The 12,331-nt window shown below is 35.9% G+C and carries 11 protein-coding genes and 1 pseudogene; 5 read left to right on the top strand and 7 right to left on the bottom strand.

Annotated features, from left to right (window positions below; translation table 11 throughout):
• Nucleotides 1-254: 254 nt before the first annotated feature.
• Nucleotides 255-1,919: a group II intron reverse transcriptase/maturase gene (ltrA, locus tag A9G45_RS02735; protein ID WP_065567326.1), complete on the top strand. Its 1,665-nt coding sequence runs from the start codon at nt 255-257 to the stop codon at nt 1,917-1,919.
• A gap of 189 nt (nt 1,920-2,108) precedes the next feature.
• On the opposite strand, the gene A9G45_RS02730 is transcribed toward ltrA, so the two are convergent.
• From A9G45_RS02730 to murA, 5 genes are all read right to left on the bottom strand, one after another.
• Entirely contained in the window at nt 2,109-2,360 is a 252-nt protein-coding gene (locus tag A9G45_RS02730; protein WP_065567324.1) for a GNAT family N-acetyltransferase, read from the bottom strand.
• A gap of 219 nt (nt 2,361-2,579) precedes the next feature.
• On the bottom strand, nt 2,580-3,542 hold the full coding sequence (pfkA, locus tag A9G45_RS02725) for a 6-phosphofructokinase (RefSeq protein WP_065567323.1): 963 nt from the start codon (nt 3,540-3,542) through the stop codon (nt 2,580-2,582).
• A 93-nt stretch (nt 3,543-3,635) separates the two neighbouring features.
• A complete protein-coding gene (locus A9G45_RS02720; RefSeq protein WP_065567322.1) occupies nt 3,636-4,532 on the bottom strand; it encodes a cation diffusion facilitator family transporter in 897 nt (298 codons plus the stop codon).
• A 12-nt stretch (nt 4,533-4,544) separates the two neighbouring features.
• On the bottom strand, nt 4,545-5,120 hold the full coding sequence (locus tag A9G45_RS02715) for a DJ-1 family glyoxalase III (RefSeq protein WP_065567321.1): 576 nt from the start codon (nt 5,118-5,120) through the stop codon (nt 4,545-4,547).
• The gene (murA, locus tag A9G45_RS02710) at nt 5,120-6,376 is read right to left on the bottom strand and encodes a UDP-N-acetylglucosamine 1-carboxyvinyltransferase (protein ID WP_065567320.1); all 1,257 of its coding nucleotides are present in this window, start codon (nt 6,374-6,376) and stop codon (nt 5,120-5,122) included. The genes A9G45_RS02715 and murA overlap by 1 nt, the downstream gene beginning before the upstream one ends.
• A gap of 308 nt (nt 6,377-6,684) precedes the next feature.
• On the opposite strand from murA, the pseudogene A9G45_RS13675 reads away from it, so the two are divergent.
• The 4 genes and pseudogenes from A9G45_RS13675 to can all read left to right on the top strand — a co-directional run bounded on the left by A9G45_RS13675 (nt 6,685) and on the right by can (nt 9,533).
• A pseudogene (locus A9G45_RS13675) lies at nt 6,685-6,881 on the top strand (CstA-like transporter-associated (seleno)protein).
• 132 nt (nt 6,882-7,013) lie between these two features.
• Complete coding sequence (locus A9G45_RS14855) at nt 7,014-7,148, top strand: GTP-binding protein (RefSeq protein ID WP_081295765.1); 135 nt, start codon at nt 7,014-7,016, stop codon at nt 7,146-7,148.
• Between the two features lie 601 nt (nt 7,149-7,749).
• Nucleotides 7,750-8,811 (top strand): FAD-binding protein, encoded by a 1,062-nt coding sequence (locus A9G45_RS02700; protein WP_065567318.1) that lies wholly within the window; start codon nt 7,750-7,752, stop codon nt 8,809-8,811.
• Between the two features lie 62 nt (nt 8,812-8,873).
• Nucleotides 8,874-9,533: a carbonate dehydratase gene (can, locus tag A9G45_RS02695; protein WP_065567317.1), complete on the top strand. Its 660-nt coding sequence runs from the start codon at nt 8,874-8,876 to the stop codon at nt 9,531-9,533.
• A 14-nt stretch (nt 9,534-9,547) separates the two neighbouring features.
• On the opposite strand, the gene nrdG is transcribed toward can, so the two are convergent.
• The gene (gene nrdG / locus A9G45_RS02690; RefSeq protein ID WP_065567316.1) at nt 9,548-10,012 is read right to left on the bottom strand and encodes an anaerobic ribonucleoside-triphosphate reductase-activating protein; all 465 of its coding nucleotides are present in this window, start codon (nt 10,010-10,012) and stop codon (nt 9,548-9,550) included.
• Nucleotides 10,013-10,025: 13 nt separating this feature from the next.
• Nucleotides 10,026-12,164 carry an anaerobic ribonucleoside-triphosphate reductase gene (gene nrdD / locus A9G45_RS02685; protein WP_065567325.1) on the bottom strand — a complete coding sequence of 713 codons (2,139 nt, stop codon included), beginning with the start codon at nt 12,162-12,164 and terminating at the stop codon, nt 10,026-10,028.
• Nucleotides 12,165-12,331: the final 167 nt, after the last annotated feature.

Below are 12,331 nucleotides of genomic sequence, written 5' to 3'. Positions count from 1 at the left end.
AATGATTGGGTGAGGAAGGAAACAGGCAAGTAAAACAAGCCCATTTCCCTACTCTAACAATTTTACCATGTGACAGAGAAGTAGAATTTATTTGGTAACCTGAATAATTCTTCTCTCCGTTCACGACAGAAGAAATTATTCACAACAAACCAAGTAGATTTCTGCTTATTTCTGTTACGACAGGAGTAAGTATGAAAGAGTACACTAAGTTTAACCAAAAAGTTAAAAGTAGTCCAGCTCCAGCGACTCCTGACATGAATGAGCTATGGCACACTATAGATTGGGTCAAAGCAACAAAACATGTTAAAGGGTTGCAGGTACGGATTGCGAAGGCAACAATTGAAGGTGACTACCGTAAGATTAAACGCTTACAAAGGTTACTAACACGCTCAACGTACGCCAAGCAATTGGCAGTGCGAAGGGTGACGGAAAACAGAGGTAAAAGAACGGCGGGCGTTGACAAAGTAACATGGTCAACACCAAAGAGTAAATGGGAAGCGATTGCAACGCTAACAAGTAAAGGATATAAACCCATGCCGTTAAGGCGAGTTTATATTCCCAAGTCTGACGGAAAGAAGCGCCCTTTGGGTATTCCGACCATGAAAGACAGAGCAATGCAAGCGCTATACTTATTTGCTTTACAGCCTGTTGCTGAAACTACAGCAGATAAAAACTCATATGGATTTCGCATCAACCGCTCAACGGCGGATGCGATTAGTCACGTGCATAAGATATTCTCACGCAAAGGGAGTCAAATGAGACAAACGGCTCAATGGGTATTAGATGCCGACATACAGGGTTGTTTTGACCATATAAGCCATGATTGGTTAATTGAAAATATTCCGATGAATAAGCGGATATTAGCAAAATGGTTAAAATCGGGTGTAGTGGACATGGGACAGGTCAAGCGGACGGAGGAAGGTACACCACAAGGGGGTATTATTTCACCGACTTTGGCGAACATGGCACTGGATGGTATGGACGAACTATTAACGAAACACTTCGGTGTAGTAGGAAATAGACAACGGCGAGCCAATAAGGTGTATATGGTTCGATATGCGGACGATTTTATTATATCTGGAAGTTCGAAAGAATTACTGGAAAATGAAGTTATACCAGTAATGCGTGAATTTTTGAAAGAGAGAGGACTAACCTTATCTGAAAGAAAGACGCGCATTGTTAATATCGAGCAAGGATTTGATTTCTTAGGGTGGACAGTAAAATCATTTAAAGGCAAATTGTTGATTAAACCAAGCAAAAAGAATGTGAAAGCATTTTATCGCAAGGTAAAAGAGACAATAAGTGCAATGAAGATGGTTAAGCAGGACATACTAATAGCAAAATTAAATCCAATGTTAAGGGGATGGGCTAACTATCACCGTAGCATTGTTGCTAAAGAAACGTACAGTAAAGTAGACCATTTAGTCTGGCGAGCGATTTGGCGATGGTGTTGTCGAAGACACAGTAACAGACGGAAACGATTTGTAAAAGAGAAATATTTTACAAGGATACAAAACAGGGACTGGATATTTGGCACACACACAATAAATCGACATGGTGAAAAGAAATGGATGGAATTACTGCTGTGCAGTAAGACAGAAATTAAACGTCATGTAAAGGTGAAATCGGAATACAATCCGTTTCTACCTGAATGGGAATTATACGGCGAAACGCTATACCAAAAACGGATGTACGAAGATTATTCGCACAGAAGTCAATGGCAAAGGCTGTATAAAGAACAAAAAGGGCGTTGTGGATTATGTCAGTTACCTATCACAAAAGAGACAGGTTGGCATGACCATCATATTATATACCGTGTACATGGGGGAGATAATAAGCTGGAAAACAGAATATTATTACACCCTGTATGTCATACTAAAGTTCATGCGCTAAAGTTAGACGTATTGAAACCGACTTAGCAATAAGTTAATAGAAAGGCTTGAGCTGTATGCGGAGAAATTCGCTCGTACAGTTCTTAGGGGGCGGCGACACAGTAATGTGTCGTTGCTACCCGACCTAGAATACTCTTTTACAAAAAAAAACCATATAAGAATACAGTAAAAATATTAATATAAATCAATATTATAATCGAATTGTGCTTGATTTGATTACCTAACCAATTTATTCGCCGCAAATGAACAAATAGGAATAATTTCTCGATTTTCCTGCCGGAGACGTTTTACCACTAACTCTAATAAATTATCAGCGATACCTTGCCCTCGATATTTTGGATCGGTATAAGTATGATTAATAGTCGCTTTATCTTTTCCCACTCTTGTAAATGTCATTTCAGCGATTTCTTTATTATTAGTATCACAAACATAAAAGCGATTGCTTTCTTCTAAAAAACGTAATGACATAAAATTACCCGCATAATATGTGTAATTAATTGATTATAAATTACATCCATACTTAATAAAATCCAAGAATTTTTTATAATAACTGAAATCTATTACAGGAAAACATGTAGAGAAAAAAATAGGTGACTGTTTTAAGATTTTATCTTTAACAGCTCACCTATAGCAAAACAGAATGATATTAATTAATGTAGATTATGCTTTAGTTGCACAATAAACGATTTAAAATAATCGTTTAGCAGTATTATATAGATCAATATCAAATGGGCGTTTCATATTATTGATAGCATCAACAATATTATGATGCACTAATTTATTATTTTGTACACCTACGCTTCTACCTGCCTCACCTTGTAACAATAATTCAACGGCATAAGCTCCCATACGAGAACCTAAAATACGATCATAAGGAACCGGTGAACCGCCTCGTTGAACATGCCCTAATACTGTTGCCCGTGTTTCGTGATGGACTGCTGCTTCAATGTCTGCAGCAAGTTGCTTAACATCACACATATGCTCGGTAACAGTCACAATCGCATGTTTTTTACCTTTAGCAAAGCCGAGTTTAATCTCTTCGATTAGATCTTCTTTAGTATATGAAACCTCAGGAATAATCATAAACTCACATCCACCGGCAACTGAGGCATTTAAGGTTAGATCGCCACAGTCTCGTCCCATAATTTCAATTACTGAAATTCGGTTATGTGAAGAACAAGTATCGCGTAATCTATCAATAGCTTCAACAGCAGTGCTAAGCGCAGTAAAATAACCAATAGTATAATCAGTGCCACGAATATCATTATCAATAGTACCTGGTAAACCAATACATGGGAAACCTTCTTCAGTCAATCGCATTGCCCCCATATAAGAACCATCACCACCAATAACAACTAAAGCATCAATTTGATGCTTTTTCAAATTAGCAATGCCCTTTTGTCTTACTGCTTTATCTTTAAATTCTGGAAATCTAGCCGAACCAAGAAATGTGCCACCACGAGTAATGATATCTGACACACTTGAACGTTCTAGTTGAACAATGCGATCTTCACAAAGCCCCATATAACCATCATAGATACCAAAAACATCTAGCCCTTCTGCCAATGCAGTTCTAACTACACCACGAATAGCTGCGTTCATTCCTGGAGCATCGCCACCACTGGTTAAAATACCTATTTTTTTTATCATATTAAATAACTCCAATTTATTAACTTTTCGTTATTATAGAGTCTTAACAGATATCTAACAATAGACAATAAAAGCTATTTCTGATTAATTTTTCTACTTTTTCATTTCAGCAGGCACAACAGAAACTGGGTCTTGATGAATAATTACTGTTGCAGGTGAAAATTCTTCTGCAATATATTTTTCAATAGCATCCGCAATAGCATGAGCTTTAATTAAAGGCATGTCATCATCGAGTTCAAGGTGTAATTGAATAAATTTTATAGGTCCTGCTTGTCGTGTTTTTAGATCATGAAAACCTAGAACATCAGGGTATGAAGAAATAATTTCAGCAATTCGTACATTATCGCTATCAGGCAAAGCGCGATCCAACAGATCTTGGATAGCATGATAAGCAATATGGTAAGCATTATAACAAATATATAAAGCAATCAAGGCTGCAAAGGCAGCATCTGCATAAGTAAGTCCATACCAACTTAAGCAAAGCGCAATGATAACAGCAATATTCATCAACATGTCGGAGGAGTAATGTAGCATATCAGCCTGAATAGCATGACTATGAGTCATTTTTACAACTCGCCTTTGATATAAAACAAGGAAGCCTGTGATTACCGCTGAAACTGTCGAAACCATAATTCCTAATAAAGGGATTTGCAATTCGCTAGGATGAATAAAAGATCGAACACTAGAAAATAATAAAATTATCGCCGAGCCAATAATAAATGCGCTTTGCGACAATGCAGCCAAAGATTCAGCCTTGCCATGACCAAAAGTATGCTCATCATCAGCAGGTTTTAACGCATAGCGAACTAAAAAAAAATTGAAACCAGATGCAAGTAAATCAATACTTGAATCCAGTAATGAAGCAAATAAACTTATTGAACCAGTTAACCAACACGTAATAAATTTAATTAAAATTAGAAAAATAGAGGTCAAAACGGCAATTAACGTTGCTCTTTTAACTAACTTTTCGTACAAATGTGAATTTGACATTTAGTACCTAATTTATTGATAAGACTCAATTCCCAATGGAAGAACTAACTGCTCGGCAACCTCAGCAGCCTTTGTTCGGCCTAACAATACATCGATAATTTTTAAAGCAAAATCAATAGAAGTCGCAGGACCTTGACTAGTAATAACGTTATTCGACTTGTCAAAATAAACCCTATCTGCTTTCCAATTTTTGAATGCACCTTTAGTAGTTGGGTAACCTGTCATATTAGCGTTAGGAAATAAATTATGATGTTGTAAAACCATAGCTGGCGAAGCACAAATTGCAGCAACAATACCACCATTTAAATGCGTTTGCTTTAATTTCTCAATCAATAATGGACAACCTCGAAAGTTTTCAGCTCCTTTTAACCCACCAGGCAACACCACTACGTCAAAATCGATGTATTGAATGTCTGAAAATACTTTTTGAGCCAAAATTGTTACGCCTCGAGAGCAGGCAATTTCACGAGAACTTGAAATGCTAGCTGTCGTAACATTAATTGCTGCTCGAGTTAATAAATCAATTGTTGTCACAGCTTCTGTTTCTTCACAACCGTCCGATAAAAACACCAATGCTTGTTTTGTCATTATTTTATTATCCTTTCAATATTGGCACCTAGTTTTCTTAATTTTGCTTCAATATTGTCATAGCCTCGATCAATATGATAAATACGATCAACGGTAGTTAGCCCCTCAGCTATACAACCCGCTAAAACTAAACTTGCTGAAGCTCGTAAGTCCGTTGCCATTACTTGTGTACCACCGAGTTTTTCGACACCATGAGTTATTAAGGTGTTACCTTCAATTTCTGCTCTGGCTCCCATACGAATTAATTCAGGCACATGCATAAACCGATTTTCAAAAATCGTTTCTTTAATGATCCCTGTGCCTTCAGCAACCATATTTAATAATGAAAATTGAGCTTGCATATCAGTAGGAAACCCTGGGTGAGGTGCGGTATGAATATTCACTGCTTTCGCTCTTTTTCCTTGCATATCTAAACACACCCAATCTTTACCAAATTCAATTTTAGCACCAGCTTCCTTCAGCTTAGAAAGCACAGCATCAAGCAAAGTGGGATCAGTATTACGACAAGTAATTTTACCTCTGGATATCGCAGCTGCCACTAAAAAAGTCCCTGTTTCAATGCGATCAGAAACTATCTCATGAACACCACCACCTAAGCGTTCAACACCTTCAATCTCAATACGCATAGTACCAGCACCTGTAATTTTGGCGCCTAGCATATTTAAAAATTTAGCTGTATCAACAATTTCAGGTTCACAAGCTGCATTTTCGATTATCGTTTTACCTTCCGCTAAAGTTGCTGCTGACATAACAGTAACGGTTGCACCAACACTTACTTTATCCATCACTATATGAGCACCTTTAAGCCGACCATTTACTGATGCTTTAACATAACCTTCATCAAGCGTGATAGTTGCACCTAATTGTTCAAGACCTGTAATATGAAGATCGACAGGCCTTGCTCCGATAGCGCAACCACCAGGCAATGAAACTTGTCCTTGCCCAAATCGTGCTACAAGTGGACCTAAAGCCCAAATTGAAGCTCGCATAGTTTTAACTAACTCATAAGGCGCACAATAGTTATTAAGATGACCCGCATCAAGATGAATAAAGTCATTTCGCTCACATTTTACACCTAGCTGACTTAGCAATTCCAAAGTCGTATCAATATCTCTCAACTTGGGAACATTTCTAAGTTCAACAGGCTTTTCAGCCAAAATGGCAGCAAATAAAATTGGCAGCGCAGCATTTTTTGCGCCAGAAATAACCACTTCACCGTTTAACGTGGTAGGGCCTTTTACGTGAAACTTTTCCATTATTAACTCTTATGCGTGATAAATTGGCAAACATTATAGAAGTTATTTACTAATAGATAAATGAATTTCATGAAAAAATTAAAGTGCTATTCTTTTCAAATCAACTAAAAGTACAGAAAATCAAACGCTATCAAAAATTTGATTTTTATTTGCGAATCTAATAATCATTACAATTAATCAATGATTGGCTCAGGCAAATTCCCACCTTTATTGGTATATACTGCATTCGTCATTATAATTTGAGTTATGCGATATAACCATTTAAAGATTTTATATTTCAATAATATCGTATTCAATCTGAGAAAAATATGTTTGATTCTCTCTCTAAAGTAGGGAAATACCTTGGTCAAACTGCAAAACTGATGGTGGGCACTTTTGGTTATGATAATTATGTTCAGCATATGAAGCTTACCCACCCAAAGCAACTCCCTATGTTTGATAAAGTTTTTTTAAAAAGCACTAGCAGGAAAAAGTCAATGGCAAAGGTGGTTTTAAATATTGCTAATAATTAAAAAGCTATAAGTAAAAGATTTTATTACTAATTCATTATTACCTGTAATCTTAATAACTTTCTTCGCTCAGGTAAGACAACACACCTTAATTATTTATTAAAACAACATAACCGTGATGAAAAGCCATTATTATCGAAAACGAATTTAGCTCAGTAAGCATTGATAGTAATTTGTTAAATATTAACACTAAAATTCAAATCGTTGAAATGACCAATGGCTGTATTTACTGTAGCGCGCAAGGAAAACTAACCGAAGCATGACATAAATTACACGTAAAACACTAAGCAGGGTGAATTACAATTTGATCGGTAGATTATCCTACCAACTGATCTTGCCAATCTGGGATCTGGCACCAATGATTCGAGCCGTTTTTATTGATGATCTAATTCGAGAAAAATCCAACTTGATCGATTATTACACTGGTAGATGCGCAACATATTTTAATAAATATCACATAGTTATTTCACAAATTGTTTTTTCAAATCGCATCATTTTTTAACTAAAACTGGTCGCATTAACGATGAATAAAAAACTGAAGTGATTCACCGAATTTATAAAATCCACCACAAAGCGACTATCTTTGAAGAAGTAAAAGAGCAAATCCCAAAATCACATTGGCTTGCTATACAGCGCTTTGATCAAAGTAATGAACTATATCAAGCATTAAAAAAACAGCATCAGGTCAATAACAAAATTAACATATTGAAAAAAATTATATTATATGATGAAACGGTATACATTCCTGAAACTTTTTGACAAGCTAGTTGGTATACAGAAAACGACATCTCTAATAGCCACATTGAATTTAATTTGCTAACATGAAAGCTTTTTTAACCGTGATAAAGCAAGCAGTACAATAACATGGATTATGATATCGCAATTATAGGGCTTGGGCCTGCAGGCAGCACGCTAGCTCGTTTACTTAGCCCGTCGTTCAAAGTCATTGCATTAGATAAAAAACATCAATCTACAGATGAAGGTTTTCATAAACCTTGTGGTGGATTATTAGCAGATGATGCACAAAAAGCTTTTGTTCGACAAAAGCTGAATTTACCCACTGATATTTTAACTAATCCTCAAATTTTTAGTGTCAAAACTTATGACTTACAAACAAAACTTGTTCGCAATTACCAACGAAGTTATGTGAGTTTTGATCGACACAAATTTGATCTATGGTTAAAATCACTGATACCGTCAAAAGTAACCGTTCTTCATAATACGCTTTGTAAAGAAGTAAGGCGCATTATTGATGGCTATCAAATCACTTATATTGATGAAAACAAAACCGAATATAATATCACAGCGCAATATGTAGTAGGTGCTGATGGTGCCAACTCGCTTGTCAGAAGAATGCGATATCCTCAGCATACAATAAGGCAATATGTAGCTATACAACAATGGTTTGTAGAACAGCACCCAAATCCATTTAATTCGTGCATTTTTGATAATCAAACGACAAATTGCTATGCTTGGAGCATTTCAAAAAATGGTTATTTTATTTTTGGTGGCGCTTTTCCTAAAAAAGCGGCAAATCAAAATTTTGAGCAATTAAAAGAAAAATTAACAGCTCAGGGGTTTATTTTTAGTAAACCAGTCAAAACAGAAAAGTGTTTAGTGGTTTACCCAAATCGGTTACGTGATTTTTATACTGGCAATGAAAACATATTTTTAATTGGCGAAGCTGCTGGATTTATCAGTGCTAGCTCTTTAGAAGGAATTAGTTATGCATTGGATAGTGCGGAAATTTTAAGTAAGATTTTAAACAGTAAACATCCGAAACCAAATAAATGTTATTATCAACGCACAATTCCACTACGTTTAAAACTCTATTGCAAAATTGTTAAAGCTAAATTATTAACGACGCCTTTCTGGCGTAAGTTGATCATGAAAAGTAAGATTCAACATATTAGGCAAATTGAATAACATAAAATAAACAAAAATATAATAATAAAAATAATAATGAAATAGATGAGGAAATATCAATTATGTTTGATGTACAAGATTTAATTCGTTTTAATCACGAATGGTCAGAAAAAATAGAGCAAGAAGATCCAGAATTTTTTAAACAACTTGCCATTGAACAAAATCCGAAATTTTTGTGGATCGGCTGCTCAGATAGTCGTGTTTCAGCAGAAAAGCTTATTAAGCTAAAACCGGGTGAATTATTTGTACATCGAAATGTCGGTAATCTTGTAATACACACTGATTTAAACTGTTTATCCGTTGTGCAATATGCTGTAGATGTCCTTAAAATCGAAGATATCATTGTTTGTGGTCATCTAGGTTGTGGGGGAATTCGAGATGCGGTTGAAAACCCAGATTTAGGACTAATTAACAACTGGCTGTTGCATATCCGCGATTTATGGTTTCGCAATAGCTCTTTACTAGGCGAATTCCCGCCCGAAATTCGTTTAGATGTACTATGTGAACTTAATGTGGTTGAACAAGTCTACAACCTTGGTCATTCTACAATTATTCAATCAGCATGGCAACGAGGGCAAAAAGTGAATTTACATGGTTGGGTTTATGGAATTCATAATGGTAAAATTACTGACTTACACATATCTTCGTCAAGTAGCGAAAATCTTGAAATTAACTACCGCGAAGCGATTTCCTATCTTCTAAATTTACACAAGTCCCAATAATTAACTAATAATTTTTATTTAAAACGGTGAATAATTTGATTACTGCTTCCTCGCCATAATAGGCGGGGATCAGCGAGCTCTTGAATAAATTTTCCATCAATTAACACATCAATATAAGGAATAATAGCTTGTTGTTCGACTGTTAACTCACCAAGTTTATACCCTGTCCAAAGCCAGATATCTTTGTTATCGCATTCCGATTTAACACGTTGAACCAATTTTAATATAGTTGGAACGTTTTGTGGGTGCAATGGATCACCGCCAGAAAGTGATAATCCTTGACGTTTTATTTCAGTATCTTGTAAGTCTTTGATAATTTGATCTTCAAGTGATTGAGTAAATGGCGAACCAGAATTGATACCCCATGTACTTTTGTTATAGCAACCAGGGCACTGATGTACACATCCAGCAACAAAAAGCACACAGCGAGTCCCTTCGCCATTGACAACATCAACAGGATAATAACGATGATAATTCATAACTATTTAATTATTATCCGATTTGCCCATTATGCAAATGTTTAACACGACGTTTCACTTCTTCTTGCTTACCCACATTGAATGGACGAGCATCTGGACTACCTAAATAGCCACAAACACGGCGAGTAACAGAAACTTTTGAAGAGTCATGATTACCGCAACTTGGGCAAACAAAACCTTTACTGGTACATGAAAATTCTCCCGTATAGCCACACTCATAACATTCATCAATTGGAGTGTTAGTACCATAATAAGGAACTCGGGCATAGCTATAATCCCAAACATCCTCTAATGCTTTAACATTATTTATCATATTTGGATATTCCCCATAGCAAATAAAGCCACCATTTGCCACTGATGGATAAGCTTTTTCAAATTCGATTTTTTCATATGGGTTAACTTTTTTCTCAACATCAAGATGAAAACTGTTTGTATAATAACCTTTATCCGTAACACCAGGTATCACGCCAAATTCAGCAGTATCAAGCCGACAGAATCGATCACATAAATTTTCACTTGGTGTACTATATAAACTAAAGCCATAACCTGTTTCATCTTTCCATTGATCTACCGCCTTACGTAAATGCTCAACAATTGCTATTCCTTTTTCACGTAATTTATCGCTATCAAATGGGTGTGCTTGATTTCCGTATAAGGCATTTAACGTTTCATGAAGACCAATATATCCTAAAGAAATTGAAGCCCGACCATTTTTGAAGATTTCAGAAACACTATCATCTTCATTAAGCCTTACGCCACAAGCTCCCTCCATATATAAAATCGGGGCAACTCGGGCTTTTACGCCATCAAGTCGAGCAATACGCGTCATTAATGCTTTTTTACAAATAGCCAAACGTTTATCTAAAATTTCCCAAAAACGTGCTTCATCGCCTTTAGCTTCAATAGCTATCCGAGGTAAATTTAAGCTAATTACGCCTAAATTATTTCGACCATCATGAATTAGCTGACCATCTTCTTCATAAACGCCTAAAAAGCTGCGACAACCCATTGGGGTTTTAAATGAGCCAGTCACCTCAACAACTTTATCGTAATTTAAAATATCTGGGTACATCCGCTTACTTGCACACTCAAGTGCAAGTTGCTTAATATCATAATTAGCATCGCCCTGTTTATGATTAATACCATCTTTAATTGCAAAAACCAGTTTTGGGAAAACCGCTGTCTTGTGATTTTTGCCAAGTCCTTTAATACGAACATTTAAAATAGATTGTTGAATTAATCGTGATTCCCAGCTAGTTCCTAACCCAAAACCGAAAGTAACAAACGGTGTTTGACCATTAGCGGTATGTAAAGTATTGACTTCATACTCTAAAGATTGAAACGCATCATAACACTCTTTTTGGGTACGGCTTTCAGCATAAGCTTCTGGATTTGGGATATCCCACTCTTCAGCCACTTGTTTGTGTTTGTTATAACTGACGGTAACAAATTTTGCTAAAACTTCATCAATGCGATTAATTGTCGTACCGCCATAAATATGGCTAGCGACTTGCGCAATAATTTGTGCTGTTACAGCTGCCGCTGTTGCAATTGACTTTGGCGGCTCAATTTCAGCATTACCCATTTTAAATCCGTTAGTTAACATACCATCTAAATCAATTAACATACAGTTAAACATTGGGAAGAATGGTGCATAATCTAAATCATGATAATGAATTTCACCGCAATCATGAGCTTGAGAAATGTCTTTTGGTAAAATATATTGTTTAGCATAATGCCTTGCCACGATACCCGCAAGTAAATCGCGCTGAGTCGGTATTACTTTGCTATCTTTATTAGCATTTTCATTTAAAATAGCAACATTACTTTGCTCAATTAACCCTCGAATATCTTGATTTAACCGACTACGCTCCTCTCGGGCACGATCGCGATCGTGACGATATTCAATATAAGTTCTCGCTAATTTTTTATAAGGACCTGACATTAACTGATTTTCAACTGCATTTTGAATTTCGTTAATATCAACACTATCATATTCACTCATTTGATTGGTCACAACACGAGCAACTGTTGCACAGTAATCTGGATCATGAACATTGGCTGCCACAGCAGCTTTAACAATGGCATCGTTAATTCGAGTCTCATCAAATGCAGTTTGACAACCATCTCGTTTAATTACTACAGGCATAATATGCTCCTCAATATTCATTAATAATTAGCAATTGGCATAGATTTATATCAGTAAAAATATTCATATAATTATTATTTTTTATCAGAATATTAAGCTTTTATGATAGAAATCAAAGTTCTCACATTGCTTAGAAAATACTATATATAGTAAATATTAGCGAATTATAC

The organism is Gilliamella sp. HK2 (genome assembly GCF_001690265.1).
Lineage (GTDB): Bacteria > Pseudomonadota > Gammaproteobacteria > Enterobacterales > Orbaceae > Gilliamella > Gilliamella apicola_C.
This window is presented reverse-complemented; position numbering and strand designations above follow the sequence as displayed.